Annotated in this window: 25 protein-coding genes and 1 pseudogene; 11 read left to right on the top strand and 15 right to left on the bottom strand. The window is 60.2% G+C overall.

The window, feature by feature from the left end:
• Nucleotides 1-245: 245 nt before the first annotated feature.
• Nucleotides 246-1,631: an ATP-binding protein gene (locus EFA46_RS14420; protein ID WP_123078711.1), complete on the top strand. Its 1,386-nt coding sequence runs from the start codon at nt 246-248 to the stop codon at nt 1,629-1,631.
• Between the two features lie 133 nt (nt 1,632-1,764).
• Here the strand turns inward: EFA46_RS14420 and EFA46_RS14415 are convergent, their stop codons facing one another.
• On the bottom strand, nt 1,765-1,935 hold the full coding sequence (locus tag EFA46_RS14415) for a hypothetical protein (protein WP_158604294.1): 171 nt from the start codon (nt 1,933-1,935) through the stop codon (nt 1,765-1,767).
• A gap of 79 nt (nt 1,936-2,014) precedes the next feature.
• On the opposite strand from EFA46_RS14415, the pseudogene EFA46_RS16290 reads away from it, so the two are divergent.
• Nucleotides 2,015-2,197, top strand: a pseudogene (locus EFA46_RS16290) (transposase); the annotation flags it as partial.
• 409 nt (nt 2,198-2,606) lie between these two features.
• Here EFA46_RS16290 and EFA46_RS14410 read toward each other — a convergent pair.
• Nucleotides 2,607-4,307, bottom strand: a complete 1,701-nt coding sequence (locus tag EFA46_RS14410) for a transposase (RefSeq protein ID WP_255494127.1) — start codon at nt 4,305-4,307, stop codon at nt 2,607-2,609.
• Between the two features lie 387 nt (nt 4,308-4,694).
• On the opposite strand from EFA46_RS14410, the gene EFA46_RS14405 reads away from it, so the two are divergent.
• Nucleotides 4,695-4,862, top strand: coding sequence for an amphi-Trp domain-containing protein (locus EFA46_RS14405; RefSeq protein ID WP_158604293.1), 168 nt, complete (start codon nt 4,695-4,697; stop codon nt 4,860-4,862).
• Nucleotides 4,863-4,950: 88 nt separating this feature from the next.
• Here EFA46_RS14405 and EFA46_RS14400 read toward each other — a convergent pair whose 3' ends face one another.
• The 9 genes from EFA46_RS14400 to EFA46_RS14360 all read right to left on the bottom strand — a co-directional run bounded on the left by EFA46_RS14400 (nt 4,951) and on the right by EFA46_RS14360 (nt 16,570).
• A complete protein-coding gene (locus EFA46_RS14400; RefSeq protein ID WP_123078707.1) occupies nt 4,951-5,286 on the bottom strand; it encodes a four-helix bundle copper-binding protein in 336 nt (111 codons plus the stop codon).
• A 171-nt stretch (nt 5,287-5,457) separates the two neighbouring features.
• A complete protein-coding gene (locus EFA46_RS14395; protein ID WP_123078705.1) occupies nt 5,458-8,274 on the bottom strand; it encodes an aconitate hydratase in 2,817 nt (938 codons plus the stop codon).
• Nucleotides 8,275-8,461: 187 nt separating this feature from the next.
• Nucleotides 8,462-10,849, bottom strand: a complete 2,388-nt coding sequence (locus EFA46_RS14390) for a cation-translocating P-type ATPase (RefSeq protein ID WP_123078704.1) — start codon at nt 10,847-10,849, stop codon at nt 8,462-8,464.
• A gap of 59 nt (nt 10,850-10,908) precedes the next feature.
• Nucleotides 10,909-11,658, bottom strand: a complete 750-nt coding sequence (locus EFA46_RS14385) for a helix-turn-helix domain-containing protein (protein ID WP_123078703.1) — start codon at nt 11,656-11,658, stop codon at nt 10,909-10,911.
• Nucleotides 11,659-11,723: 65 nt separating this feature from the next.
• Nucleotides 11,724-12,011 (bottom strand): hypothetical protein, encoded by a 288-nt coding sequence (locus EFA46_RS14380; protein WP_123078701.1) that lies wholly within the window; start codon nt 12,009-12,011, stop codon nt 11,724-11,726.
• Nucleotides 12,012-12,461: 450 nt separating this feature from the next.
• Nucleotides 12,462-13,334, bottom strand: coding sequence for a hypothetical protein (locus tag EFA46_RS14375; RefSeq protein WP_148040714.1), 873 nt, complete (start codon nt 13,332-13,334; stop codon nt 12,462-12,464).
• Nucleotides 13,335-13,748: 414 nt separating this feature from the next.
• Nucleotides 13,749-14,402 (bottom strand): hypothetical protein, encoded by a 654-nt coding sequence (locus EFA46_RS14370; protein ID WP_123078699.1) that lies wholly within the window; start codon nt 14,400-14,402, stop codon nt 13,749-13,751.
• A gap of 28 nt (nt 14,403-14,430) precedes the next feature.
• Nucleotides 14,431-16,350 carry a cation-translocating P-type ATPase gene (locus EFA46_RS14365; protein WP_123078697.1) on the bottom strand — a complete coding sequence of 640 codons (1,920 nt, stop codon included), beginning with the start codon at nt 16,348-16,350 and terminating at the stop codon, nt 14,431-14,433.
• 4 nt (nt 16,351-16,354) lie between these two features.
• Nucleotides 16,355-16,570 carry a heavy-metal-associated domain-containing protein gene (locus EFA46_RS14360; protein WP_006183492.1) on the bottom strand — a complete coding sequence of 72 codons (216 nt, stop codon included), beginning with the start codon at nt 16,568-16,570 and terminating at the stop codon, nt 16,355-16,357.
• 182 nt (nt 16,571-16,752) lie between these two features.
• Between EFA46_RS14360 and EFA46_RS14355 the strand changes: the two genes are divergently transcribed.
• Together EFA46_RS14355 and EFA46_RS14350 are read left to right on the top strand one after the other, a co-directional pair.
• A complete protein-coding gene (locus tag EFA46_RS14355; protein ID WP_123078695.1) occupies nt 16,753-17,277 on the top strand; it encodes a helix-turn-helix domain-containing protein in 525 nt (174 codons plus the stop codon).
• Between the two features lie 202 nt (nt 17,278-17,479).
• Entirely contained in the window at nt 17,480-18,736 is a 1,257-nt protein-coding gene (locus EFA46_RS14350) for an RNA-guided endonuclease TnpB family protein (RefSeq protein ID WP_123078693.1), read from the top strand.
• A 28-nt stretch (nt 18,737-18,764) separates the two neighbouring features.
• On the opposite strand, the gene EFA46_RS14345 is transcribed toward EFA46_RS14350, so the two are convergent.
• Nucleotides 18,765-19,409 (bottom strand): hypothetical protein, encoded by a 645-nt coding sequence (locus EFA46_RS14345; RefSeq protein WP_123078691.1) that lies wholly within the window; start codon nt 19,407-19,409, stop codon nt 18,765-18,767.
• A 26-nt stretch (nt 19,410-19,435) separates the two neighbouring features.
• Nucleotides 19,436-19,807, bottom strand: coding sequence for an SHOCT domain-containing protein (locus tag EFA46_RS14340; protein ID WP_066419111.1), 372 nt, complete (start codon nt 19,805-19,807; stop codon nt 19,436-19,438).
• 182 nt (nt 19,808-19,989) lie between these two features.
• Here EFA46_RS14340 and EFA46_RS14335 point away from each other — a divergent pair, with 182 nt between their 5' ends.
• Together EFA46_RS14335 and EFA46_RS14330 are read left to right on the top strand one after the other, a co-directional pair.
• Nucleotides 19,990-21,375 carry a permease gene (locus tag EFA46_RS14335; protein ID WP_123078689.1) on the top strand — a complete coding sequence of 462 codons (1,386 nt, stop codon included), beginning with the start codon at nt 19,990-19,992 and terminating at the stop codon, nt 21,373-21,375.
• 155 nt (nt 21,376-21,530) lie between these two features.
• The gene (locus tag EFA46_RS14330; protein WP_123078687.1) at nt 21,531-21,980 is read left to right on the top strand and encodes a universal stress protein; all 450 of its coding nucleotides are present in this window, start codon (nt 21,531-21,533) and stop codon (nt 21,978-21,980) included.
• 14 nt (nt 21,981-21,994) lie between these two features.
• Here the strand turns inward: EFA46_RS14330 and EFA46_RS14325 are convergent, their stop codons facing one another.
• Nucleotides 21,995-22,297 carry an SHOCT domain-containing protein gene (locus EFA46_RS14325; RefSeq protein WP_255494126.1) on the bottom strand — a complete coding sequence of 101 codons (303 nt, stop codon included), beginning with the start codon at nt 22,295-22,297 and terminating at the stop codon, nt 21,995-21,997.
• Between the two features lie 112 nt (nt 22,298-22,409).
• Complete coding sequence (locus EFA46_RS14320) at nt 22,410-22,970, bottom strand: DoxX family protein (RefSeq protein WP_123078683.1); 561 nt, start codon at nt 22,968-22,970, stop codon at nt 22,410-22,412.
• A gap of 114 nt (nt 22,971-23,084) precedes the next feature.
• Here EFA46_RS14320 and EFA46_RS14315 point away from each other — a divergent pair, with 114 nt between their 5' ends.
• From EFA46_RS14315 to EFA46_RS14300, 4 genes are all read left to right on the top strand, one after another.
• A complete protein-coding gene (locus EFA46_RS14315; RefSeq protein WP_123078681.1) occupies nt 23,085-23,435 on the top strand; it encodes a winged helix-turn-helix domain-containing protein in 351 nt (116 codons plus the stop codon).
• 3 nt (nt 23,436-23,438) lie between these two features.
• Nucleotides 23,439-23,714, top strand: coding sequence for a hypothetical protein (locus tag EFA46_RS14310; protein ID WP_123078679.1), 276 nt, complete (start codon nt 23,439-23,441; stop codon nt 23,712-23,714).
• Between the two features lie 187 nt (nt 23,715-23,901).
• A complete protein-coding gene (locus EFA46_RS14305; RefSeq protein WP_123078677.1) occupies nt 23,902-24,096 on the top strand; it encodes a heavy-metal-associated domain-containing protein in 195 nt (64 codons plus the stop codon).
• Between the two features lie 147 nt (nt 24,097-24,243).
• Nucleotides 24,244-26,526, top strand: a complete 2,283-nt coding sequence (locus tag EFA46_RS14300) for a copper-translocating P-type ATPase (protein WP_123078675.1) — start codon at nt 24,244-24,246, stop codon at nt 26,524-26,526.
• Nucleotides 26,527-26,599 lie beyond the last annotated feature (73 nt).

The following is a 26,599-nucleotide window of genomic DNA, read 5'->3' as shown; positions in this document are numbered from 1 at the left end:
TCAGCTATTCATACTATTCCACCTTTTCAATCTCTATACGAACGGAATAGATGAGATAGATTTCTATCTACACTATCTATAATGTGGCTGTACGCGGACGGGTGGATCTCCCAACCCTGCGAAATTGTTCTTGCGTAGTATTACGCGTAGAGGTGTTCTCGGATCCAGATTAGCCAATTCCAAAATAGCCAATTCCAAGTTAGTCTATTCGTGAGTATTTTATTGGTGGGCGGCGATTGATACCTATGGAGCGTTTCGTGGACCGTGATGCGGAACTCTCGCGGCTACGGGAGTGCTACGAATCCGACAGCGGCGAGCTGGCAGTCATCTACGGCCGTCGGCGTCTGGGAAAGACCCAACTCGTTCAACACTCGCTCCGCGATCGGGACGACGCCGTCGTCTATCAGGGCACAGAGACTACTGCACAGCTCCAACTCGACGAGTTCGTCGACGTTGCCGCCGAGACGTTCCCTGGCATCACGAACATCAAGCGGGACTGGGAGGCACTCCTCGGCTATCTCGGTGACCAAAACGCGGTCGTCGTCTTAGACGAATTCCCCTATCTCATCGACGCTGACGGGAGTCTCCCCTCCGTCATCCAGCGCCTCTGGGATCATCACTTCCAGCAGACGTCTGGAACGCTTGTTCTCGTCGGCTCATCGATCAGCATGATGGAAGAAGCTGCTCTCCTCGGGAACAGTCCACTCTACGGCCGAGCGACCGTAAAACTGGACCTCCGACCGCTTGACTTCACCGCCACTCAGGAGTTCCTCTCGGACGCCTACACGCCCGAAGACCGTGTGTTCGCGTGGGGCGTCCTCGGCGGTGTCCCGTACTACCTCGACGGAGTGGACTTAACTCGAGGCCTCGGAACGGTTCTCACTGAGGAAGTGCTCTCACAGCGAGGGTACCTCCACAACGAACCCGAGTACGTGCTCCGCACCGAGCTGACCGACCCGAATCGGTATTTCGCGATCCTCACCGCGATCGCGGCGGGGAAGACGACGTCGAACGAGATAGCGCAAGCGATCGGGATCGACGGAAAACAGATTTCGACGTACACACAGAAGCTCGAGCGATTACGGCTCATCGAGCGGGAGGTTCCACTCACGGAGCAGAAGGCGAAATCTCGCCGCGGCCGGTACCGGCTCCTCGACCCGCTGTTCCGGTTCTGGTTCCGATTCGTCTACGGGAACGAAGACCGCTACGAGCGCCTCGGCGAAGACGCCTATGAGGCACTCATCGAACCAGAACTCGCAGACTTCGTCAGCCCGGCGTTCGAGACGCTCTGTCAGGACGCTCTCCCGGACCTCTACCCGGATGAGCTCTTCCTCGACATCGGGCGCTGGTGGTACAAAGAACACGAGATTGACGTCGTCGGATTCACTGACGACGGAACGATGGTCGTCGGCGAGTGCAAGTTCACGAACGCACCCCTCGACTACAGCGCGCTCGCATCACTGGAAGGGCACGCTGAAGAGGTCCGGTGGACGCCGCGAGATGATGGCGACGCCGATGTCGAATACGTATTGTTCACGCGGAGCGGTGCGACCGAGGCGGTCCGCGACGCGGTCGCCGAGCGTGATGACCTCCAGTTGTTCGACCTCCAGGATATCGTCCGAGTCTCGTAACCCTCGGCATTCACTCCTCGAAGATGTCGGCGAACTCCTCTTGGACGAGGTCGCGTATCGCGTCGGCGCGCGCCTGCCGACGCGTCTGCTCGTCGAGGTAGTTGCGCTCGGAGACGGATGCGTCACGACTCCCCTACGAGGCGGCGACGGCGGCCGTACCCGCTTCGATGCTGGGGCGTTGCTGGCGGTAGAGCCGGTACCAGGTTCGGCGGCCCATCTTCAGGGGCGGATGCCCGCCGTCAATGGTGACGTCGGCGCAGTCGCCGAGGTTGCGGAGCCAGCGACGGGCGGTCTGGGTGGACATCGGCCGCGTGATTGACTGTCCGGGGAGGAGGTAGCCGGTCCAGCCGTCGTCCTTGGAGAGCGCGTTGATGCGCTCGCGGACGGCGTCGACGAATTTCGGACTGCAGTTCTTCTACTTCGCGTTTGCGTGTCTTCTCTACTCGATTTGGCGAGCGGTCGATCTACTCGTCCAAGTCGAGTTGACGGGTGAGTACGAACACTCACCCATTGTGACGGCCGACAATACGCTCACGCTGCTGAAGAAGGAGACCGGAATCGGATAGAGCGATACTCTGTCCGGGGCCAGTACGGATTCCTGAGTGGCAACGCTGTCGGGAATCTTGGAACTTCACCAATCTAGTTGGTAGTACGACACGAGAAGACCATTGAGAGGAGATCCGAAGCAGCTTCGCCTCGAAAATTCGCCCGAAACCACGCATCACAGCCCCGCTAAACCCGGTGTAGTCTCAACTTCCACAGGTTCGGAGGATATCGAAAATACAAGCGAGATGGAGGGGAAGACGGATGTATTGCGGTTGAGATGAATGATAGTTCGGAAGGATCGATGCGTGAGTCAGTTGGACACCCTGGAAGCCGGAGAGTTACAGTGAGAGAGCGGGACTCGGGAGGGAGTTGTCACTCCCGAGTCCCGCGGTCCGGGACGATTCTCGCCCACTAGAGGGGTGGAGCCGGTCAGTCGGGTGGGACTAGGCAGAAGCCGACGAGCTCGACGACTTCGCCGGCGCGAAGCGGCGGCTTCGCGCCAAGACTACCGGAGACCGCCTCACGAAGCAGGAGGTTCGTGAGGCGCCAGACGTTGTACATGACGACGCCAAGGACGAAGTACAGCAGCCGGACACGGTAATCAGTGGAGGCTGTGGTCGGGAGGAAATGGTGTTTGATGGTTTTGTACTCACTTTCGATCTGCCAGCGGTGGCTGTACTGTGCGGTGAGTCCCATGACTTGGTCGGGCGTGACGTCACGATTCGTCGTGAAGACGGCGTATTTGCCGTCTTCTTCCGTCGATGGCACGTACATGAAGCTGAGTTCGTGTGAGCGACCGTCTACAGAGAGAGGCACCGCTCGCTCGACGGCAACGTCGGCGAGCGGGTGCTCCTCGAGTTTCTCAATCTGATCGAGATCGGCGGCGTAGACTGGTCGTGGAATAAGGTAGGTAATGTTGTGCCGGTCGATCACGTCCCGGACTTCCATGGCGTCGAACTCACGATCGGCGAACAGTTTGTGGATCTCGACGTGCTGTTGGGCCTGCGCCAGTAACCGCCGGACGATATCGGCTTTTGTGTGGCTCTCGATCTGGGAGGCGTCGCCCTCCCAGGTCGACGCCTCCCGGACGGGTTCGATTCCGAGGACGATCGGTGTGTCCTGACCGATGATCGTCAGCGTTGCGAATTTGTAGCTACGTCCCTCTTTGTCACCGCTCACCATCTCGGGAAATTCGTCCTTTGGAACCTTCTCCTTGCCGTTGACGATGACGACGTCATCCTCTGGTTCGACGTCGTCATCGTCTTTGTACGGCGAGGGATAGAATTCCCAGTGAGTGATGTCGACTGCCGCGATGACGGGCTCGCGGAGCCCGTCGTTCGCGTCGATCTCTTCGAGTAAACACTCCAATCCCGCGTGGAACGGCTCAAGGATCGCCTCACGGATCCGCTGCCAGTCGCGAGGTCGCTCACCGTCTGCAAAGTCGGTGAGCGACATCTGTTCAGTCGGTGCTGCGATCTGTTTCATCGTGCGGAGGTGTGTATCGCCGTGGGGTGTGTTGTTCCAGTCGCTCAGCTGGTCGAAGCGCCGACGTGGGGTCGTCGTCCCCACGTCGGCAAGGTTGAGATACGCTTGGCGTTCGAAGAACAGTTCATCGGGATACCGCGCATTCGCTGCGCGGTCGGTCTCGAAGGCACCGAGGCCGCGGTCGCGAGCAGTCCGGATCGCCTGCATGATGTGCTCGTCAGTGACGCCCGCGTCACTGACTTCGCCGGGATCGAGACGTGGCTCTCCGTCTGAGACGATATCGTGGTCGGCGGCCACCGCCCGTATGTCGCGGGCGGTGGCCTTGATCGCTCGTCGGTCAGCCAGTGAGAATCGTCGCCGCCACATGTAGTTGATCGCCTGCTGAGTCGGTGCTCGTCCGAGTTCGAACCGGATGAATACGTAGGCTGTCCCTTTCAGCCGGCGGTGGAGTTCGCTGTCGTTGAACCCGCGCGCGTGCTGGTAGAGGAACATCCGCACGACCGACTCGAACGCGAAGTCGGTCGTGCTGGCCCGTCCGTACTGGTCGGAAAACGGACCCTCCGAAACGTCGAGGGCGGCGATCACTCGGGTGATGTGGTCGTGAAGCGTGCACAGTTCTTCGGCCTGTTCGACGAGGCCATCCACCGCGGCTTCCGTTTGTGGCGTCGGCATAGCGGATGCCGACGCCGCTCACGACTGAGTGTGACGATAATCCGTCGTATCGCTCCGCTAGTGCTTTGTATTCTGCCATCCTCCGAACCTGTGGACTTCCAATGGAGAACAGAAGTTGGGACTGGCCGTCTCCATGCACACGATGATTCAGAGAGGAAATCATTCCCTAAATTGGGACAAAGTTTGCCGAGAATGATGGAGTCGCCAATCGACGATAGATCCTTCCTCTCTAGAGTACGTCACTCAATGACTACAGTTGGCCCTAATGCTAGGGCTGCTCGCGACGAAGCGTCTAATAATGACAGAAGAAATTGAGGCCGAAGAGCGACTCTCCCGAGCAGAGATCGCGGACTACTTTGAGTGTTCGCCGAGAAGCTCCGGGAGGAAGGTCCGGTCCCCGTGCTGGTTGGCTTTAGGACCTTCTACGTAGATCCACCAACTACCGTTATCTTCGAAGCCGAAGTCGAAGATGAGGGCGACGAAGTTGGGTCTGCGGAACGCAATGTCGAATTCGAACTCAAATGGTAAACACGGGAGGAGGACACAGAACTAGATGAACTGTTGGAGATCGAGTGAAGAGGATAGTCTCTCGTCCCAGCGTTGGACTGGTTGAGAATCAGGCGACCGCCCGACAGGCTTCAGCACACTCAGGGAGGATTTCGGCACAGGCCTGACAGTGGTCGTGCTCGTGCTGTGAACACTCCTCGGCACAGGCTTCGCAGACCGACGCGCACAGTTCGGCGAGTTCACCGCTATGCGGGGAGTTGCGAGCAGTGAGATGTGCATGTAGGGAAGCGATGTCAACGACATCCCGACAGAGCCGAACGCACTCGGCCATCCCTGATTCGTCGAGGCAGGCGTCCGCACACCACTCACAGACCGAAACAGCGGCGAGGCACGCATCGAGGCATTCCTGTTCCCCTTCGGTCAGATTTGGATTAGCTGTCTGCATACTCTTTCATCTAAGACTATGCTAAAAAGCTCGGTGGCCGAATAACGAGGAATTTCCGTTTACTCTTGGCGAAACCCACTGTCGCCGTCTGCCTGATAAGCGAATTCAACTGATTGACATCCTCCACGCCCTCACTGCTGTGAAATCTCCTATTTGTGGCCGTCGCCGTTATCACGATTCGGTCAGTAGCTGTCGAAGCACGTAATGTAAGATGCCGCCGTGTTCGATATATCGCACTCCGGCGGGCGTCCCGACCTGGGCCGTCACCGGGAATTCGACCGATGACCCGTCTGACCGCTCCGCGGTCACGGTCAACTCAGCCATCGGCTCCAGCCCGTCGTCCAACCCGTAGATCGTGTAGACCTCCGAGCCGTCTAATCCAAGCGCCTCCCAGGAGTCACCGTCTTGGAATTGCAACGGCAGCACGCCCATCCCGACGAGATTGTCCCGGTAGATGCGCTCGTAGCTCTCGGCGATGGTCGCGCGAACGCCGAGGAGGTCAGTTCCCTTCGCCGCCCAGTCACGACTCGACCCCGTCCCGAACTCCTCACCTGCCATCACAACAAGGGGAGTCCCCTCCTCGCGGTACCGCTGGCTTGCTTCGAAAACGGTCGTCTGCTCACCGGACGGGTGATGGATCGTGTAACCGCCCTCCACGTCGTCGAGCATCTGATTCTCGATGCGAACGTTGGCGAAGGTGCCCCGCATCATCACCTCGTGGTTCCCCCGGCGAGCACCGTATGTGTTGAACTCGTGGGGCTCGACGCCATGGTCCATGAGCCACTGGCCCGCCGGCTGGTCCGGGCCGAACGGTCCGGCCGGACTGATGTGGTCGGTTGTCACCGTATCACCCAGCGTTAGCAGACACCGTGCATCCTCGACGTTGGAGACGCCGGGTTTCTCCAGCGGGAAGTCCTTGAAAAACGGCGGTTCCCGGATGTAGGTCGAGTCCTCGTCCCACTCGTAGACCTCGCCCGTCGGCGCGTCCAGCGCGTCCCACCGCTCGTCGCCCTCGAATACTTCGGCGTACTTCTCCTCGAACATCGACGGATCCACGAAGTCGTGGACCGCCTCGTGAATCTCGTCGCTGTCCGGCCAGAGGTCCGCGAGGTAGACCGGGTTGCCGTCCTCGTCGTACCCCAGCGGGTCGTGCTCCAGGTCGATGTCCATCCGGCCAGCGAGCCCGTACGCCACCACCAGCGGCGGACTGGCGAGATAATTAGCCCGCACCTTCGGATGGATACGCGCCTCGAAGTTCCGGTTCCCGGAAAGTACGCTCGTCGTCCAGAGGTCGTGTTCGTCGATGGCTGCCTCGATGGATTCGGGGAGTGGACCCGCATTCCCGATGCAAGTCGTACAGCCGTAGCCTACGACGTTGTAGCCGAGTTCCTCAAGATACGGTAGCAGTCCCGATGCTTCGAGGTACTGGGTGACGACGCGGCTGCCAGGCGCGAGGCTCGTCTTGACGTAGTCTGGGACGTCGAGACCCCGCTCGACAGCATTCTTCGCCAGCAGCCCGGCCGCCAGCATTACCGAGGGATTCGACGTGTTTGTACAGCTGGTGATCGCACTGACGACAACGCTCCCGTGTCCGATCTCCACGTCGGTTCCATCGAGCCTTACGTTCGCGCGCTCCGTGAGCGGTCCTAGGTCCGGTTTCTCGGTCTGAGTCTCTTGCTGAACGCCGCCGTCGGTTCGCTCGGCGTCGGTTGCTTCACCGGTCAACTCGGTCTGGGTGTTGCCGCCCTCTGCGAGCCAGCGGCTGATGGCTTCCTGATCGATCTCGTCGAGTTCCTCCTCGAACTCGCCGTGGAGCAACTCCCGGAAGTGGGTTCGCATGTTGCCCATCTCGACACGTGACTGTGGCTTCTTCGGCCCGGCAAGACTCGGTGTCACGGTCGAGAGATCCAGTTCGACCGTCTCGGTGTACTCGGGATTCTGCTCGCCGAACAACCCTTGGGCGTCGAGATACTCCCGGACGAGTTCGATGTGATCTTCGTCGCGGCCCGTCAGTTCGAGGTAGTCCAGAGTAGCCTCGTCGACGGGGAACATGCTAATGGTCGAGCCTTGCTCGGGCGCCATATTCGCGATAGTTGCCCGGTCGGGGACGGTCAGCGTCTCCACGGCGGGTCCGTAGAACTCGACGAACCGGTCGACGACACCGACCTCTCGGAGCAGTTCGGTGACGTGCAGCACGAGGTCAGTTGCCGTCGCGCCCTCTGGGAGTTCGCCGGTGAGCTTAACGCCGACGACCTCGGGGAGGTTCATCGTGATGGGCTGGCCGAGCATCGCGGCTTCGGCTTCGATGCCGCCGACGCCCCACCCCACGACGCCGATGCCGCCGATCATCGGCGTGTGGCTGTCCGTCCCGACGAGCGTATCTGGGAACAGCCAGTTTTCACCGTTTTGCTCGCGCTCGTGGACGACCTGCCCGAGATACTCCAGGTTCACCTGATGAACGATGCCTGTTCCGGGCGGGACGACGCTGAAGTCATCAAAGGCGTTTTGCGCCCACTTCAGCGCGCGGTACCGTTCGCCGTTGCGCTCGTATTCGAGTTCGACGTTCTTCTCGTAGGCCTCCTCATTGCCGAAGTAGTCCACTTGAACGCTGTGGTCGATGACGAGGTCGATGGGTACCTCGGGTTCGACGAGACTCGGGTCGCGGTCCTTGCGGTCGACGGCCGACCGAAGTGCCGCTAGGTCAACGACGGCAGGGACGCCGGTGAGGTCCTGAAGGATAACCCGGGACGGTTGGAAGGGGATGTCAGCGTCGGGTACGTCCGGTTGCCAGCCAGCGAGGTCACGGATGTCTTCCTCGGTGATGTCCTCCCCGTCGGCGTTTCGAAGGACGGATTCGAGCATGACGCGGATACTGACCGGGAGCTTGTCGAGCTCACAGAGGCCCTGCTCTTCGAGGACCGTGAGGTCAGCCATCTTGTAAGTCGTTCCATCGGCTTCGAACTCGCGAATCGCATTGAAGGGGTTCATTATCGTGATGGATTTCAGACGGGGTATCTGTTATTCTTGTCCCCGCTCTCGGGGGGCGGGATTCGAGCAGTTCGAGTTGCGTGGTGGACCGTCCCGAGCGGGTCCAGCGAGCTCGTTGCTCTCGCGTTCGATTCGCGATCCGGTTTTGCGTGAGGTGGCACTGTCTTCTTCGGTAGCGTTCATGGGTTCATGCACCCGGTTCCTGGTCCACCTCACCGTGCACGCGTTCAGGGGCGATTCGCGAGAGCCGCATCGCGTTGCCGGTGACACCGAGACTCATCCCCATATCGCCGACCACGACAGCGAGCGCGACGCTCACCAGTCCCAGCGGGACGCCGAGCGCGAGCAACGCCTTCACGCCGAGACTCAACCAGATGTTCTGCCGGATCACGCCGTTGGCCTTGTGCGAGAGCGCGTAGAGGTACGGGAGTTTCCCGATGTCGTCGCCCATCAGCGCGATGTCGGCGGTCTCGAGTGCCGTATCCGTGCCTGCGGCACCCATCGCGATGCCGACGTCGGCGGTCGCTAATGCGGGTGCGTCGTTGATGCCGTCGCCGACCATCGCCACGTCGCCGTACTCTGCCTGTAACGCCTCCACGGCGTCGACCTTCTCGTCTGGCAATAGCTCGGCACGGTACTCGTCGACGCCGACCCGTTCGGCGATCGCGCGGGCCGTCCCCTCGTTATCGCCGGTTAGCATCACGACGTGTTCGACGCCCAGTTCGTGTAGCCGCGTGACCGCTCGTTCGGCGGCCGGTCGCACCTCGTCGGCGATGGCGATGATTCCGACGAGGGCGGTGTCCGTGCCGACGAGGACGACTGTCTTTCCCTCGTCCTCGAATCGCGCGATCGCGCCGTTCTCGATGTCGGCACAGTCCTCGCGATCGCACTGCTCGTGGGCCACCCCGGCGACCGTGCCGCCGTCGGCACGGAGGTGGGCGTGCGACAGGTCGAACCCCAGTTCCTCGAACAGAGCCGGCTTGCCCGCATAGTACGCCTCGCCGTCGACATTCGCTCGAACCCCTTTTCCGGTGATACTTTCGAACCCCTCGATAGCAGGCAAGTCGCCTACTTCCGCGTCGTCGGCTCGCGCGAGTATCGCCTCAGCAATGGGATGTTCGCTCCGCTGTTCGAGTGCGGCCGCGTGCCGGAGGACTTCCTCGTCGGTTGCTCCGCCGAGTGCTACCACATCCGTGACGGCGAGTTCGCCCTTGGTGAGGGTGCCGGTCTTGTCGACGGCGATGGCGTCCACCTCGCCCATCGCCTCCAGGTGATTTCCACCCTTGATGAGGACGCCATTCTTCGCGGCACTCGTAATACCGGAAACGACAGAGACGGGCGTGGAGATGACGAACGCGCACGGGCAGGCGATCACCAGCAGGGTGAGTCCGCGGATGAACCACGTCTGCCAGCCCCCGCTGAAAGTATGCGAGAAGCCAGCGAGACTGACGATGGCACCCCCGCTGATGAACATCGGCGGGAGCGCGGCGGTCAGAATCGCCAACACGACGATGGTCGGCGTGTAGTAGCCCGCGAAACGGTCGACAAACTGCTCTTTCTCGGTCTTTTTCTCCTGTGCGCCCTGCACCATCTCGATGATCTGCGAGAGCGTCGACTCCGAGGCAGGTGCGGTGGCCTCGAACTCGATGTAGCCTTCTTCGTTGATACTCCCCGCGTACACTTCGTCGCCCACGGTCTTGTCAACCGGAACACTCTCGCCCGTAATCGGCGACTCATCGACCGCACTACCGCCCTCGACGACGGTGCCGTCGAGCGGAATCTTGTCACCGGGGCGGACAATGACCGTCTCGCCGACCTCGACCTCGTCGGCGGGAGCCGTCACCTCCTCGCCGTCGCGGCGGACAGTGGCCTCGTCGGGCGATAGCTCCATCAGCTCGCGCAGGGAGTTCCGTGCCCTGTCCATCGCGTAGTCCTCGAGCAACTCGGCGATACTGAACAGGACGGCCAGCGTCGCCGCCTCGACGAAGTAGCCGATGCCGGTCGCGGCGATGATTGCTGTCCCCATCAGCAAATCGATGTCGAGGCTCAGATTCTTCGCGGAGTAGTAGCCTCCGCGGATAACCGGGGTTCCGCTGGCCACGGTCGCGGCGAGGAAGAGTACGTCCGCGACGTGAAGCGGGTAGTCGAGGACGCCCGCAACGGTAACGTTCTGTCCGGTGAGGACGAACTCGAAGAGGAGCCCCAGCGTTACGAATGCAGCACCGATCCACGTCTTGATGGCTCGAGAACTCGTCCAGACTTCGGACGGCGGCGCAATCTCCATACCACCAGTATCTTCGGTGTCGTCACCCCGATTGACCACTTCGTATCCCGCATTTTCGATGGCCTGAACGACGTCGTCCTCGCTGAGGCGGTCGGGATCGTAGGTGACAGTGGCCGTGCCTGTGGTCGGCTGGAGCGTGGCGTCGACGACGCCGTCGACGCGCTGAAGGCTCTTGTCCACCTTCTGAGCGCAGGAGGGACAGTCCATCTCGGGGACAGTGAGGCGGACGGTCAACTCCTGTCGCTGCCCGCCTCCGCTCGTCTTCCCCGCTGCGTCCGGATTCTCTGTCATCAGCTCACGGTAGGAGCGTCAGTTCGATAAGCCTTTGTTGGAATATTCCAAACCGATAGTCAGCGTGCTTCCGGCGGTTCTTCCGGTACTCGCTCGCCGGCGACGTGCTGCTTCGCCAAGTGTTCCTCCGCTCGGCGGAGTCGGTAGGTGAGCGTCGACCGTGGCACGTCGAGATGCTTGGCCAGTTCTCCGACGTCAACTTCGCGTGGGGACTCGTAGTACCCGTGTTCGACGGCCGCCCGGAGTGCAGCCTCCTGCTCCGGTGACAGACCACTATGCGTCTTTTCGGCTCCTCCTACCGACGCCGTCGTGTCCGCGGTACGGAGCATCTCCATCTGGGCGCACTCCCCGACAGCGACTTCGAGAGCGTCGAAGAACGCCGCGACGTTGCCTTCGCCGGAGTGGATGAGCCGCCACGTGTAGTGGCGGCCTTCGTGGCGGGTCTCGAACAAGACACCGTCGCCGAGGTGGTCGCGAGCGATATGAGGGACTGAGGCGCAGGTGGGAGTGCGCTCCCAGTCGGAGTAGAGGACGAGCGTGTCGTCCATCCGATCCAGAACGCGAGTAGTCTGTGTGGCCCCGCAGTCCTCAGTGGCGAGACAGTCAGCGTAGTAGTCGCCGGTGAGAAAAGCATCCTCGATGGCGTCGAGCGCCTCAGGAGTTCCGGTGGCGTGGTCGACCCGCCAGAGACGGTCAGCAGTTGCGTGCAGCGAGAGTGAGCGGACGCGGGCGTCGGGGTAGTCGGCAAGGGCGTCCGCCACCCTGTTGCACCCCGGCTCGTATTCGAGAGCGAAGACGAGTTCGCGCATACCAACGCGTAGAGGTTTGTCGGATATAACTCGTCGGCTCGGTGCTGCCACCGTGTTGACTGGAGTCAGATTACGTCGTCTGGATCGTGTACCTTCTGCATTCGCTGGGCTTCGGCGGCGTACTGTTCCTGCAGATCTGCGTCGTTGACCGAACCGAGATTGTCTGGGTCGGCATCGACGGCGGCCGTCGTGTCACGGACATCGCTAAAGGAGGTGAGCGCCCGTTCCTTGCGGTAGTACTGTCCGCCGTCCGGGGTCGCGTAGGTGAGGATAATGAGGTTCTGCTCGTCGTCGGAGTACGTCCGCTCGACGAGCCAGACGCGAACACCGTTCGAGTCGGAATCGATGGACATTGCTGTTCGTTCTTTCTCGGTTTGGAAATGGGTTGTGATGGAAATGTAGTCGACGGAGACTCAGTTGCGGGAAATTCTAACAGTATGTCCGATTAGCAGCAGATGTCTTGGTCGGGAGTCAACTCACATGGATTGCCCGTTGTGAGGTCTTTTTCGTCGATGTAGGCCGACAGACAAGCGTAGAAGCATCAGTCATCCCCACAGTCACGGACACAGATAGAATATGGAATCAACGAATCACAGTACGCACATATCTCCTCTTCGTCGGGAATGGCGATAGTCGTGGACATACCCGTTCTCTGGGATGGACGACGGGAACCGTTTCTTGAGGTCTCCGATAAGCTTCCCATCTGGCTCTGTTGAAATCCTCTGTGTTCAACATTATCTCCGCTGAAACACCCGTTTAGTAGGTGTGCGAACGCATCGCCGTAATTCTATCAGTAATGAGGTTTAAGCTGGATTTGTTGGGCCGATATGCATATTCAGTTCACCTGGATTCCATTGGAGGATAACCTCATACCAGTCGCCTGGGTGTAACTCAGCTTTTTCTACGTCGATTGTATGTGCGTAGTCTTCCTGGCTATATCGATACTCTATGTGCTCCTCTGTCGAGACTAACTCAATACTTTTGCTGTCATCAGCGGCGTCTACTCGAAAAATCCGCCCTAATGAGAGTAATTCATCACGTGGTATGTCGAATGAGATTGTCGCCTCCTTTCGAGTCAATGCCTCCGCAAGTTCATCTTGATTCTCTATCGGCCTTTCTTCATCCTCACCGAGGTCGTCGAATTGATGCTCTTCGGTTTCGCCGGTAAGAGTGATTTGGCGAGCAGGGAAAGGTAGTTCAAGACCAAAATCTGCCTCACCACTCTCGACCATCATCTTGAGATTTCCATTCGGCACTTCTATCCTGACCGATTCACTTCCGTACATTCCCAACTCATCATCAGGAATCGCCTCTCCCCTATCGTCAAGGTACTCCCAGCTGATTAATTCGAGCGGTGGATCATGCTTCCAACTAGATTTCCCTCCCGGCCCCAAGGTCATTGTAGGGGATGTGTAGGACCCCTCGTACTCAATCTCAATATCTGGCCTTCCTAACTCAACGAATACTAAAATTGCTAGAATAAGTGTGACAAATGGCAGACTGAAGGATTTCCCTGTATATACAGCATAAATACCGAAGATGGCTATGAAGAGTTCGCCGACCGAAAGTAGAAGTCCACCGATTTTGAGGGACTGATGCCATTCCTCAGAAACATTCGAGATTACCAATTTATGTGCGTCTCTTCTGAACGCGATCCCCGCAATTTTGAATGGCATTGATACAAACCGTAGCGAATCAAATCTATAAACTCTGGTGAACATCCCAATCGGTCATTCAAAATGCAATGGGGAGACGATAGGTTCCTCGTTGCACTAATATAACGGTCGTCTGTACTTAGCGATTTGACTCCGGCCTCTTGGCCGACAGACGCTCCGTATTCAATAGCCCCTGAAAACTATCAGCGGCTTAGGATTTCAACAGAGCCCTCTTTGTCGAATTGTGCGCCATCAACCAGCCGTATTTTTAACCGGGTTCCGCTCCACTTGTGCTACCTGCGACGGTTGAATGCCACATTCCTGAGAAGTGGTTGAACCGCGGGACCCTTCAACCGGGTACGGACTCAACGAGTCTCGTATCCCTGCACGACCACCGATTGCTCGGCATCCGAACACAGGGGACACAGGACTCGGCTACATTGTTTCGACGGTAAACAGCGAGTCGTCGCTGAGGACAGCCTGTACCCGGCGGTGCCAGGCGTCAGCGAAGGCCTCTCGTTGCTGGTCGGTTGCCGATTCGTCGAGAATCCCTTGGAGGTTCCCGATTGCGGGTCCACCGTCAGGAACGTCGCTGACGTGGTAGGATACACCGACAGTCTCGTCCGTGTCGGTTCGCCGGAACCGGAACGTCGGCTCCGCCGTGTCCGGGTCGAACGCGTCGAAGACGAGGAGGTCGCGGCGGCCGCCGTAACCGCCTGCGAGGCCACCGAATCCGTCGGCTTCGGTCGCGCCAGTGACGTACGAGATGATGCGGCTCATCACGCCGTACGCAGCATCGTCCTGCGGGCCGGCCGCCTGCACCTCGATTTCGCTCCGAACTGGATAGTCGTCTGGATACAGGGCGTCGAGCCCCAACTGGACGATCCGGTAGGCGCCCGAGGCAGTCGGACAGGAGTGGCCCGCCTCTTTCACCGCGTCTCTATAGGTGATGACGAACGGGTCGCCCGGTTCGAGGACGCCGAGGGCCTCCGCGACGGGGTCGCGAATTTCGATCGGATCGATGTCGTAGTCTACCTTCCAATTGGTTCTAGTCTGGGTCTCGGCAGTCGCAGTCGAGTTCGATGTCATGAGTGGTGGTGATGATCGTATCTAGTGGTCAGTAGCGGAGCAGTCGCATTCCGTTGAGGATGACCGCGAGGACGCTGGCCTCGTGGACCAGCATCCCAAGCGCGAGCGTGACGTAACTGGTGAGCACGCCTGCGAGCAGGACGGTCACGGTCAGCACTGCGAGCCCGACGTTCTCGAGGACGTTCCAGCGCGTCGCCTTACTCAGTTTGACCGCGTACGGGATCCGTTCGAGGTCGTCGGCCATCAGCGCCATGTCCGCCGTTTCGATGGCGGTGTCCGTCCCGGCGGCACCCATCGCGATGCCGACGTCAGCGGTCGCCAGCGACGGCGCGTCGTTGATGCCGTCGCCGACCATCGCGACGACGTGTCCGTCGGCTTGGTAGGCCTCGATGACGGTCTGCTTGTCCTCGGGGAGGAGTTCGGCGCGGTACTCGTCGATGCCGACCTCCTCGGCAACGGCCGCGGCCGTCCGCTCGTTGTCGCCGGTGAGCATCACCGTCTCGATGCTGACGTCCTGAAGTGCCGCGACGACGCCAGGTGCGGCCTCCCGGAGCTCGTCCCGCAGCGCGATTGCGCCGATGATGTCCCCGTCCCGAACGACGTGGACGACTGTCTCGCCGCGCCCCTCACGCTCGCGGACGTAGTCGGCGACCCGACTGGGGATGTCGATGTCGCGGTCGGCCAGAAGTGCGCGGTTGCCGACAACAACTTCCTGGCCATCGGCATAGGCGATGACGCCCTTACCAGCGACCACGTCGAAGTCATCCGGATCGGGGACCGACCTGCTCCCCGCGTCCGTCTCGTCCGCCTGGGCGACCGTCGCCCCACCGTCCGTCGCAGCAGTCGGGCGCTCGCGGGCTGCGTCGACGATGGCGTCGGCGAGGTGGTGTTCGCTCTTCTTCTCGGCGGTCGCCGCGAGCGTGAGGACGTCGTCGGCGGCGATACCGAAACCTTCGATATCGGCCACGGTGGTTTCGCCTTTCGTGAGGGTCCCGGTCTTGTCGAAGGCGACGAGGTCGATTTTGCCGGCGCGTTCGAGGTGTTCGCCGCCCTTCATCAGCACGCCCGATCGGGCGGCGTTGCCGATGGCCGAGACGATGCTGACCGGTGGCCCGATGACCAGCGCGCCCGGACAGCCGATGACCAACAGCGTCAGCGACAGGATCGCGTTCTGCGTGACTGCATACGCACCGATGGCCAGCACGATGACGGCCGGCGTGTAGTACTTCGCGAACCGGTCGATGAGACTCTCCGTGGGCGACTGGGCCTCTTGGGCCTCCTCGACGCGACGGATGATACGTTCGAGGGTCGTGTCCGAGCCCGCGCCCGTCGTCCGGATTTCTAGCGCGCCCTCCTGGTTGACCGTCCCGGCGTAGACTTCGTCGCCGTCGGCCTTGTGGACGGGCGCGCTCTCGCCTGTGACCGGCGCCTGGTTGACGGCGCTTTCGCCGTCGACGACCTTGCCATCGACCGGAATCTTCCCGCCCGGCTTCACGACGACGACCTCGCCCGCTTCGACCTCCCGGGCGGGAACCTCTTGGAGTTCCCCGTCGCGACGGACGGTGGCCGTGTCGGGCGTCATCTCCAGCAGCTCCTGGAGGGCCGTCCGGGTCTTCCGCATGGTCCGGCCCTCGAGGTAGCTGCCGAGGCTGAACAGGAAGACGACGGCGGCAGCCTCCCAGTACTCTCCGATGACGATGGCACCGATAGCGGCCAGCGTCACCAGCGTCTTGATGCCGAGTGTCCGGTTCGTGACCTCGTGGTAGGCGGTCTTGGCGATGTCGTAGCCACCCACGATCGTCGCGAGGACGAGGATGGCGGCGCTTGCCATCTCGAAACTCGTGAGGTAGCCCAGACTCCAGCCACCGCCGTACAGCAGGCCGCTCGTCGCCGTGACGATGGCCTTCCGGTGTTTCCGGTAGTACTGCGTGATCGATTGAATGTTCATGGTGTTAGGCTGGTTGGGGCGTGTACCCCTGGTTTTCGATGGTCTGTGCGAAGGCGTCGGGGTCAGCGACGCTGTCGTCATATTCGATCTCGACGCGGCCGGTCGCGTAGTGAACCTCGACGTGCTGGACACCGTCGACGTTCGATAGGGCGCGTTCGACGGTGCTCGCACAGGTCGGGCAGTCGAAGTCGAGGACGCGGAACTGGGTTGTGTCGCTCATTACAGTTTGAGGTAGTGCCCGTACCCCAATAAGTATTTTTTAGATGATATGTTTGAATACAGATATAGGTGATTGGAACAGTCAAACAGGTTGTCTAGGGCTTTCGGTATCGCGGACCCAGCGACCTGAGTTCTAAGCAGCGTCCCGCTAGCTTTTCCCGCTTGCTCATACACAGTTCTCGTATGAGTAGTTCCGGTACCGACCACCGGCTTGAGGACATCGCGGTGCGAGACACCCGGGTTTCGGACGCCATCGACGAACCGATGCGGGCGATGATTCTCGATATCCTCTCTGAGGAGGCGCTGACCGCAACTGAGGTCCACGGCCGTTTGGAGGACCGCGGCGTCGACCGCACGGAGAACACGGTTCGTCATCACATCAACGAGTTACGGGATGCCGGTCTCGTCGACGTCGTCCGCTTCGAGGAAGGGCGCGGTGGGACGACGAAGTACTACCACGCGAATACGATCGTCCTCTCGTACTCGCTGCCAGAGTCAGCTGATGACGCTGTTGAGGAGATGATCGAGGCCGTTCAGCCCCAGATTGGGGATGCACTCGATACTCTCACAGAAGACCACGACGACGCGATAGCGGAGATCGTCGCAGATATGCAGCCGTGTGAGCACTGTCAGACCCAGAAGTACGAAACCTACGTGCTCCTGACTGTCCTCCGCCGGGCGTTCGTTCGTGCGCACCGAGATTCTTGAGCTTGCGCCCTGTACTGCTGTCAAGGCCTCACTTCACCGTGTGTTTTAGTTGTAAAGACCAAGGAGAATTCCCGCCCCTTTGGGCGGGGATGAATCCGACATTGTGACGGACAATTCACCGCCGACACTCCAATCGGATATTCAACGCCCGGTCATTGGTTTTAGTAAATATTTTCTCATAACGTGTTATGAGGTTAGTTCGATGCTGGAGACGGCCCGCACCTACGTCGCACGCATCACGAACCACCAACAGGTTCGTGGCGACCTCGATCAGTGCGGATTCTCCGCATCCAAACTGTGGAACGTCGGTCGCTACTACATCCAAGACCAGTGGGACGAAGAAGGTGAGATACCTGACGAAGCCGAACTGAAGTCGGAGTTGAAAGACCACGAACGCTACAGTGATCTGCATTCGCAGTCGAGTCAGCGAGTTCTCGAAGAACTTGCTGAGGCGTTCACCGGCTGGTACAACTCCGACGACGACAACAATCCACCCGGCTACCGGAAACGTGGCGACGACCACCCGCGCTCCACAGTCACGTGGAAGAAACGAGCCATCAAGCACGACGACAAACACGGCCAACTCCGCCTTTCAAAAGGCTTCAACCTGAAGGAGAACCGGTCGGACTTCATCCTCGCGGAGTACGAAACCCGCCCTGACGTAGAGATTGAGAACATCCAGCAGGTGCGTGCCGTCTGGAACGGCGACAAGTGGGAACTGCACCTCGTCTGTAAGAAAGAGATTCCAGTCGAAGACGCACCCGGAGACAAGACGGCGGGCATTGACCTCGGTATCAGCAATTACCTCAGCATCGCCTACGAGGACGGCCCCTCGGAACTGTATCCGGGGAATGTGCTGAAAGAAGACAAACACTACTTCACCCGCGAGGAGTACCAGACCGAAGGCGAGAACGGGCCGTCGAAGCGTGCGCTAAAGGCACGCCGGAAACTCTCCCGACGCAAAGACCACTTCCTCCATACCCTCTCGAAACACATCGTTGAGCGGTGTGTCGAAGAAGGCGTGGGGAAGATTGCGGTTGGCGATCTTAGTGACATCCGCGAGGATGAGAACGGTGATTCGCGGAGCTGGGGTGCGTCGGGAAACAAGAAACTCCACGGGTGGGAGTTTGACCGCTTCGCCCGTCTCCTCGAATACAAAGCCGAGGAACACGGCATCCTCGTTGACCGTGTAGACGAGGAGAACACGAGCAAGACATGTTCGTGTTGCGGGCAGATTCGTGACTCAAATCGCGTGGAGCGCGGTCTGTACGTCTGCGAGTCGTGCGGGACGACGATGAATGCGGACGTGAACGGTGCGGTGAATATCCGCCGAAGGATAACTCAGAGTCCCCCGAGAGGGGATATGAGTAACGGCTGGTTGGCACAGCCCGGAGTCTTCCTGTTCGACCGCGAGAGCGGATCGTTCAACACGAGAGAACAAGGAGACTGCAAACCCTAATATCCCAACGCTCGGGATTCCCCCGGCTTTAGCCGGAGGAGGATGTCAACCGGCGATATCCCTCATACACAGCTGGCAATCCGAGGGGAAGTGCGAAGACTCCGAACCCGAGTAGGATGTATCCGGCTACGTGCCGGCGTCGCACAGCTAGAACTGTCGCGGCGACGCCGACGAACGCAATCAGATAGGCAAGATTACTCCAGAGCACGTTGTACGAGGAGCAGTATAGCCAGCAGACGACCGTGTAGGAGGGAGCGTTCCAGGTCGGCGGATGAAGCTTCGGCCAGAAAAACCGGCAGTATGTCGTCCAGCTGATCATCGCGAGCGCCGGAAGTCCAGCAAGCCACATCGGTGTTCCGGACGGCATCCAGTCTCCGAATCGTCTATAGCCAACGAGGAACAGCGCGGGAAAGCCGATAATCCACAGCCAGATACCGATAGTGTAGGTCACCGGCCAGTGTTCGATCCGGGGCTGTGCAATCGGTAATCGTAGAGACTCGGGCAGCGTCGCCCACGGGAACGAGGGATCGGGAACGGGATTCGTGAGGAACGCGACCAGACAGAGTCCCGTCCCGATGAGGAGCCCGTATAACCCCACCGTCGTGTATCGGTCAAGCCACGCTGGAAGTTGCGGACGGGGAGACTGTTGACGGTGGTCGGGGTAGCCGGTCATCCTTCAGCTTTGATGTCTCGTCGTAATCAGGTATCTCGTTCGAGTGCTTCGCGTCGCTGTTCGTATTCCTCGTCAGTCAGCTCCCCGCGAGCGTAGGCAAGCCGAAGCTCTTCGAGTGCCTGGTCCGAATCACTCGCAGCTCCCGTAACTGCGCGATAGATGAGGTACCCACCACCGACGAGGGCAGCGAGGAACAGCAGCTGCATCACGATGCCGACGATGAACATCCAGCCAGGCATCGTCCCGTCGCCCCACATGTGACCGCCCCACATCCCGCCCATCATCGGACCAAACCCCATCATCCCGAAGCCCATGAAGAACAACGGGACGATGAAGACGGCACCGATGATAACGAGGAGGAGCGTAACAAGTCGCGTATCGTCTGAATTTGTCGGCATATTGTGATCCCTCCCTGAGTTGGGGTTCTCAGATTATACTACGCACTAACTATTCAATGCGGTTGTGCCTTTGACCTACGTGTTCCACCCGCCACAATTCTTTTGAATACCTACTCACCACGGCTCTGACCCGAACTATCTGAAGGAAAACTGCAATAGATGATCCCTTCGAACTGATACCTATGGTAGCGACGATGATTGATGGCATCTCCGAAGCTCTACGTATCGGAGTGGGCTTCCTCTGGACGGCAGCGTGGGCGATCATCATGGGCCTCACGATCACGAGCCTCGTCCAAGTCTACGTCTCCAAGGAGCGGATGGCGCAGGTCCTCGGCGATGGCGATCTGAGCGGGCTCACCAAGGCGACTGCGTTCGGCGCGGCCAGTAGTGGCTGTAGTTTCGGCGCCGTCGCCATCGGGAAGGGGTTGTTCAAGAAGGGGGCGCACGCGGTGAACTTCCTCGCGTTCATGTTCGCGTCGACGAACCTCATCGTCGAACTCGGGTTGATGATCCTGATTCTGCTCGGCTGGGAGTTCCTAGTCGCAGAGTTACTTGGCGGCCTCATCCTCATCGCCGTGATGGCCGTCATCGTTCATCTCACGCTTCCGGAGAACCTCTTCGATGAGGTGCGAGAGACGCTCAACGAGCGCGATCACGAGGCGGGCGTCACCGAGGATCCAACCTGCGGGATGGAAGGCAAAGACGAGTACACGCTTACGACTGACGGCGGTGAGACGCTCAAGTTCTGCTCGGAGGGCTGTATGGAGACCTACCGCCAGGAGATGTCGAGCCGCGGTGGGTGGCGTGACGAGTTACTGTCGTGGGGTGGCTGGTACAAAGTTGGGAACCAGTACCGCAAGGAGTGGTCGATGATCTGGAAGGACGTCATCGCCGGCTTCCTGATATCGGGGTTCGTCATCGTGTTCGTCCCCCAGTGGGTGTGGAACACCCTGTTCATCCAGGGCGACGGGCTGCTCGTGACCGCCGAAAACGCGATTATGGGCGTCGCCATCGCCGTTATCAGCTTCGTCGGTAGCATGGGTAATGTCCCGTTCGCAGTCGCGCTCTGGGGCGGCGGCATCAGTTTCGCTGGCGTCATCGCATTCGTCTATGCCGATCTCATCACGATTCCCGTGCTGAACGTCTACCGGAAATACTACGGCTGGAAAGTGATGCTGTACATTCTCGGCGTCTTCTTCGTCACGATGGCGTTCACCGGCTTCCTCATGGAGCTGCTGTTCGACGCCCTCAACATCGTCCCTGATCTGGCGGGCGGCGAGACGGCGACCGAGCAAACGTACTTCGAGGTCAACTACACGTTCTACCTCAACCTCATTGCGTTCGCGCTCTCCGGCTTTCTCCTGTACGTGTATCGTCGCGGCCTCGGTGCGCCTGGCCAGTACCGTGATCCCGTCTGTGGGATGCGAACTGACGACAGCGAGCCATCGGCGACCCACGACGGTGAGACGTACTACTTCTGCTCGCAGACCTGCAAGGAAACCTTCGAGGAGGACCCCAACGAATACGCCACCGGGCATCCGATGGTGATGGAGGGACACGACCACTAACGGACAGTTCGTCGAAGATTTACAGTATCGATTGAGTCCGTCAGTCGTTCTTGGGCACATTCGCTGACGTGGCCATACTGAATATGCTCCCCTGACTCTTGAGCGGTGGGAATTGGAAGCCAAATTTATGATATGTGCCTTTGAACTCCGACTGAATGTACGACCGAATTCTCCTGTCGACCGATGGAACTGTCGCGTCTGAAGAGGCTGAAACGCACGCACTCGAGCTCGCAGCTGCCAACGACGCAGTCCTTCATGTGCTCTACGTCGTCGACGAGGATGTCGTGACTGCATACAGTGGGGACGAGTACGTCGACGAAGCCGAAGGACCCGAACACGGGCTCGAAGAACACGGCGAGCAGACGCTTTCGGAACTCCGACGTCGAGCCGAAGAGGCCGATGTCGACATCGAGACGTCGATGCAACATGGTCGCCCCGCTGAGACTATCGTGAATCACGCAGACGACTGTGACGCCGATCTCCTCGTGCTCGGTACCAAACGCCGGCCGGACGAATATCGTGCGTTGCTCGGAAGCGTCACCGACCGCGTTCTCCGATTGACGACGCGTCCGGCAACCGTCGTGAAAACAGAAGTCAGCGAGTAGGCAACGACCGTCCGCTACCGTCCATTATCTGGTGCAAGACGGGCGCGACGGCGATCGAATTCCTCGTCGTCGATCTCGCCACGGGCGTACCGCTCTTGGAGGACGGCGAGTGCGCTATCCTCGGCGGGGCCGTTCGATTGCGACCGCGTCCCCAGCCAGTAGATGAGGCTGAGGGGGACGGCGACGAGGAGTGCCATCCACAGGAGCGCGAACAGCATCATCCCCCAGCCCCATCCGGCCATGTGGCCGCCGTTCCACATGCCGTCGTGCCAGCTCCACATCATTGCATCTGGGACGGTCGCGTGCGTGAGCGCCATTCCGGCGACGACGGCCAGAGCCAGCGCTCCAACGACGATGAATCCCAGAGAGCGAATCCCGCGTGCGTGAATTGGATTTTGCATTGTTGGGCTCCCACAGGTCTCGGCGTGGTTAGCCGAGGATGTATTCGAGGGCGGGGTAGCGCTCGACGAGCGTCTCGCCGCCGACGTCGTAGTTCTCGATGTACTGGTCAAGTCCGAGGATGCGGCCCGCGGCGAACGCGGCGACCGCGAGGAAGACGAGCATGTACGCGAAGTCCCCGTTGATGACACCGTGGGCGACCTCCCAGTTCCCGAAGTAGAACATGAGCATCATGAGGGCGCCGAAGAACGCCGCGAGGCGGACGAACGCACCGACGAGCAGCCCAAGACCGATGAACAGCTCGCCCCACGGGACTGCGACGCTCGCGAACTCGACGAACCACGGCGTCGACCCCATCCACGCGAACAGGCCCGCAAGCGGGTTGCCGTTCGTCGCCGCGACGTTCGACAGGTAGCCGCCGGCGGCGAACTCACCGGTGATCTTCGTGAAGCCGGAGTAGGCGAACGCATAACCCATCATGAGCCGGAGCGCGAGCACGAACCATGCGCTGAGGCTGTGGACCTTCCCGCCGACGGTCAGCTTGCCGATCTTGCTCTCGAGTTGGTTCATGCCGGGGTCGAGTGTGGACATAATTATTGCACCTTCAACTATCAGTAGGCGGGTAGAGACGATATAATAGCGAGCCAGCGTTCTGAGTCAGAAAACCGGCGGGCTATATTAGCCTCCTGTGGCGATTAGAGGAGTGTGACTGAGGAGGCCGACCCGTCGGAGGTCTTCGCGACGCTCGACGACGAGTACGCCCGCGACATCCTCGTGGCGACGAAGACCGACCGACTGTCTGCGAAGGAGCTCAGCGAGGAATGCGACATGTCACGTCCGACCGTCTCGCGCCGTGTCACGCGCCTCGTTGAGCAGGGCCTCCTCGAAGAGTACACGCACGTCGACCCGGGCGGCCGGCACTACAGCGAGTACGAGGCGCGCCTCGAACGCGTCGAAGTCCTCCTGCAGGCGGAGGGCTTCGACGTGCAGATCGACGTCCGGCCGGACCCCGCTGACCGGATCACGAATATCTTCGAGGAGATGCGGGGAAACTGACTCATGGAACACACGCTATTCGTCATCGGAAAGCTGTTCACGACCGCCCTGGCGCTGGTCATCGCCTACCAGGCCTATCGCGGATACCAACGGCATCACACGCAGTTACTTTTGTACGTCGCCGCTGGCTTCGCGCTGGTCGGCCTTGGTGGTCTCCTTGAAGGCGTTCTCTTCGAGCTCCTCCGAGTGTCGATCTTCGAAGCAGGATTCGTCGCAGCACTCGTCACCGCCGCCGGGATGCTTTCAATCCTCTACGCTCTATATGCCCCGAACCCCTGAGGATTCGGGCGGGTGAATTGGACAGGATGAGCCACGACGATACCTGACGCTCTCAACGTTGGCGGGAAGAGAGTTGGAGGCTAGTTTCATCCAGATATACTACTTTGAATCCAAAATTTGGGTTCCACGATACCAGCATGATCGAAAGGGAAATCCGCTAAAGAGAGGGAGCTGTATGTACTCCTGTATGACGGCCATCACTGTGGACGGAATGTCATGCGGTCACTGTGAGCAGACAGTCAAAGAGGCACTCCAAGCAGTCTCCGGCGTGACTTCCGTGACCGTCAACCGGGAAACCAGACAGGCAAGCGTCGAGGGTGAGGCAGCTGTCACGGCTCTCGTAGAGGCCGTTGAAGACGCAGGATACACCGCTCACGCCTGAGTATCGCAATCTGCGGATAGCACGGGTCACTCCGAGACAACGGCCAACTGCTGTCTTCGGCGTTTGCCCACACTGGCCCTGATGCACGGCTTCAAGGCCCGAACATTCAGGAAGCCAGCGAATCCACCTCTAAACAGAACATGATCCATGGACGACAATAAAGACGCAAATGAGAATTCCCCGGAAGGGGAAGACCAGCAGAACACCCGTAGTCACCAGCATGGACACGGCGATCACGATGAAGCGGTCGCCAAGTCGAACGAGCAACGGGTAGAACAGGAGCTACTGGAGGACGAGACGCACCCTGCTGCGGCAGGTGAGATGGCGTCCCACGAGCAGCACGAACACGCCGGACACGAGGGCGACGGGCACGGCCACGGTTCCCACGAAGGACACGGTGAGGGCCATGGCGGGATGCACGAAGGCCACGAGCAGATGTTCCGGCGGCGTTTCTTCGTTTCGACGCTCCTGTCGATTCCCGTTCTCCTGTACAGCGAAATGCTGCAGGGGTGGCTCGGCTTCTCCGTCCCTGTATTCCCGGGGAGCGAGTGGATCAACCCTGTCTTCGCGGTCATCGTCTTCGCGTACGGTGGCGTTCCATTCCTCCAGATGGCACTCCCGGAGCTGAAAGACCGGTCGCCGGGGATGATGACGTTGATCTCGATGGCGATCACCGTCGCGTTCGTCTACAGCCTCGCAAGCGTAGTTTTCCCCACACAGTCGGCGTTCTTCTGGGAGCTCGTCACGCTGATCGACATCATGCTCTTGGGGCACTGGATCGAGATGCGGTCGGTCCGCCGTGCCTCGAGCGCCGTCGACGAACTGGCGAAGCTGATGCCCGACACCGCCGAGCGCATCACTGACGAGGGAGAGACCGAGGAAGTCCCCGTCAGTGACCTCTCCGAGGGTGACCTCGTGCTCGTCCGGCCGGGTGCAAGTGTCCCTGCGGACGGTGTCGTTGAGGAAGGAGAGTCGGACGTCGAGGAGTCGATGATCACCGGTGAGTCGAAACCGGTTTCGAAGGAGCCCGGTGACGAGGTTATCGGCGGGACGATCAACGGCGACGGCAGTCTCCGCGTCCGCGTCGCTGCAACGGGCGAAGAGACGACGCTCGCCGGCATCATGCGCCTCGTTGAGGAGGCCCAGCAGAGCAAGTCCAAGACGCAAGTGTTGGCCGACCGCGCGGCCGGCTGGCTGTTCTACGTCGCGCTCGGTTCCGCAGTCGTGACCGCAATCGCGTGGACGCTCGCGATCTCGTTCGACGCGACGGTCATCGAGCGCGTCGTCACGGTGCTCGTCATCGCCTGCCCGCACGCCCTTGGGCTCGCCATCCCGCTGGTCGTCGCCATCAACACGTCACTCGCGGCTCGCAACGGGATGCTCGTTCGCGACCGCATCGCAATGGAAGAGTCGAGGAATCTGGACGCAATCATCTTCGACAAGACGGGGACGCTCACCGAAGGCGAACACGGCGTTGTCGACATGGCGACCGTCGACGGCGTCGACGAGGACGACGCGCTCGCCCTAGCGGCGGCCGTCGAAAGCGACTCCGAGCACATGATCGCGCGGGCCATCCGCGAGGCCGCCGATGAGCATGGTCTCAGTACACCTGACGCGGGCGACTTCGAGGCAATCAAAGGTCGAGGCGTCCGAGCGAGCGTTGACGGAAACGAAGTGTACGTTGGCGGGCCGAATCTGTTGACCCAACTCGATAGCGAGATCCCCGACCATCTCCAGCGGTTCGCTGACGATGCCGGTGAGAACGCCCAGACCGTGGTGTATCTCGTTCGTGAGGGAGAGTTGATCGCCGCGTTCGCGATGGCCGACGTGATCCGCAAGGAGAGTTTCCGCGTCGTCGACGCCCTCCACGAACTCGGTGTCGAGGTGGCGATGCTGACCGGCGACTCTCAGGATGTCGCTAATGCGGTTGCTGACGAGCTAGGTATCGATACGGTATTCGCGGAGGTCCTCCCCGAAGACAAGGACAAGAAAGTTCAGGAGCTCCAAGACCAGGGCAAGCTCGTGGGGATGGTCGGCGACGGCGTGAACGACGCGCCGGCGCTGACGCGTGCCGATGTCGGCATCGCAATCGGGAGCGGCACTGACGTCGCCGTCCAATCGGCCGACGTTATCCTCGTCCAGAACAACCCGATGGACGTGGTACGGCTGGTGAAGCTCAGCAAGGCGAGCTACCGGAAGATGCAAGAGAACATCATCTGGGCGGCCGGCTACAACGTCTTCGCCATTCCGCTTGCAGCAGGCGTATTGGCTCCGCTCGGTATTCTGCTGTCCCCCGCCGTGGGTGCGCTCTTGATGTCGCTGAGTACAGTAATTGTCGCGATCAACGCACAGCTGCTCCGCCGCGCCGATCTGTCTATCCCCAATCTTTCAGGCGGGACACCATCTACGGAGGCACAACCCGCTAACTGAGGCCCTTTCCTTTCTGGCCACATCAAGAGGGCTTTTTCTGGGCGTTCCGACCAATTTACCGTATTATCTACTT

Origin of the sequence: Halarchaeum sp. CBA1220, assembly GCF_003721175.2 — an archaeon.
In the GTDB taxonomy this organism is placed as follows: Archaea; Halobacteriota; Halobacteria; order Halobacteriales; family Halobacteriaceae; genus Halarchaeum; species Halarchaeum grantii.
The sequence above is the reverse complement of the archived record's forward strand: the minus strand, read 5'-3'. Positions and strand labels throughout refer to the sequence as shown.

What these genes read in the sequence shown, in the direction of transcription:
- EFA46_RS14335 (WP_123078689.1), top strand. Translation starts at nt 19,990, where the DNA reads ATGGTAGCGACGATGATTGATGGCATCTCCGAAGCTCTACGTATCGGA.
- EFA46_RS14380 (WP_123078701.1), bottom strand. Translation starts at nt 12,011, where the DNA reads ATGTCCATCGATTCCGACTCGAACGGTGTTCGCGTCTGGCTCGTCGAG.
- EFA46_RS14310 (WP_123078679.1), top strand. Translation starts at nt 23,439, where the DNA reads ATGGAACACACGCTATTCGTCATCGGAAAGCTGTTCACGACCGCCCTG.
- EFA46_RS14365 (WP_123078697.1), bottom strand. Translation starts at nt 16,350, where the DNA reads ATGAACATTCAATCGATCACGCAGTACTACCGGAAACACCGGAAGGCC.
- EFA46_RS14340 (WP_066419111.1), bottom strand. Translation starts at nt 19,807, where the DNA reads ATGCCGACAAATTCAGACGATACGCGACTTGTTACGCTCCTCCTCGTT.
- EFA46_RS14385 (WP_123078703.1), bottom strand. Translation starts at nt 11,658, where the DNA reads ATGCGCGAACTCGTCTTCGCTCTCGAATACGAGCCGGGGTGCAACAGG.
- EFA46_RS14415 (WP_158604294.1), bottom strand. Translation starts at nt 1,935, where the DNA reads ATGTCCACCCAGACCGCCCGTCGCTGGCTCCGCAACCTCGGCGACTGC.
- EFA46_RS14320 (WP_123078683.1), bottom strand. Translation starts at nt 22,970, where the DNA reads ATGTCCACACTCGACCCCGGCATGAACCAACTCGAGAGCAAGATCGGC.
- EFA46_RS14350 (WP_123078693.1), top strand. Translation starts at nt 17,480, where the DNA reads ATGCTGGAGACGGCCCGCACCTACGTCGCACGCATCACGAACCACCAA.
- EFA46_RS14375 (WP_148040714.1), bottom strand. Translation starts at nt 13,334, where the DNA reads ATGCCATTCAAAATTGCGGGGATCGCGTTCAGAAGAGACGCACATAAA.
- EFA46_RS14305 (WP_123078677.1), top strand. Translation starts at nt 23,902, where the DNA reads ATGACGGCCATCACTGTGGACGGAATGTCATGCGGTCACTGTGAGCAG.
- EFA46_RS14325 (WP_255494126.1), bottom strand. Translation starts at nt 22,297, where the DNA reads ATGGCGCTCACGCACGCGACCGTCCCAGATGCAATGATGTGGAGCTGG.
- EFA46_RS14300 (WP_123078675.1), top strand. Translation starts at nt 24,244, where the DNA reads ATGGACGACAATAAAGACGCAAATGAGAATTCCCCGGAAGGGGAAGAC.
- EFA46_RS14345 (WP_123078691.1), bottom strand. Translation starts at nt 19,409, where the DNA reads ATGACCGGCTACCCCGACCACCGTCAACAGTCTCCCCGTCCGCAACTT.
- EFA46_RS14370 (WP_123078699.1), bottom strand. Translation starts at nt 14,402, where the DNA reads ATGACATCGAACTCGACTGCGACTGCCGAGACCCAGACTAGAACCAAT.
- EFA46_RS14395 (WP_123078705.1), bottom strand. Translation starts at nt 8,274, where the DNA reads ATGAACCCCTTCAATGCGATTCGCGAGTTCGAAGCCGATGGAACGACT.
- EFA46_RS14400 (WP_123078707.1), bottom strand. Translation starts at nt 5,286, where the DNA reads ATGCAGACAGCTAATCCAAATCTGACCGAAGGGGAACAGGAATGCCTC.
- EFA46_RS14390 (WP_123078704.1), bottom strand. Translation starts at nt 10,849, where the DNA reads ATGACAGAGAATCCGGACGCAGCGGGGAAGACGAGCGGAGGCGGGCAG.
- EFA46_RS14355 (WP_123078695.1), top strand. Translation starts at nt 16,753, where the DNA reads ATGAGTAGTTCCGGTACCGACCACCGGCTTGAGGACATCGCGGTGCGA.
- EFA46_RS14330 (WP_123078687.1), top strand. Translation starts at nt 21,531, where the DNA reads ATGTACGACCGAATTCTCCTGTCGACCGATGGAACTGTCGCGTCTGAA.
- EFA46_RS14360 (WP_006183492.1), bottom strand. Translation starts at nt 16,570, where the DNA reads ATGAGCGACACAACCCAGTTCCGCGTCCTCGACTTCGACTGCCCGACC.
- EFA46_RS14420 (WP_123078711.1), top strand. Translation starts at nt 246, where the DNA reads ATGGAGCGTTTCGTGGACCGTGATGCGGAACTCTCGCGGCTACGGGAG.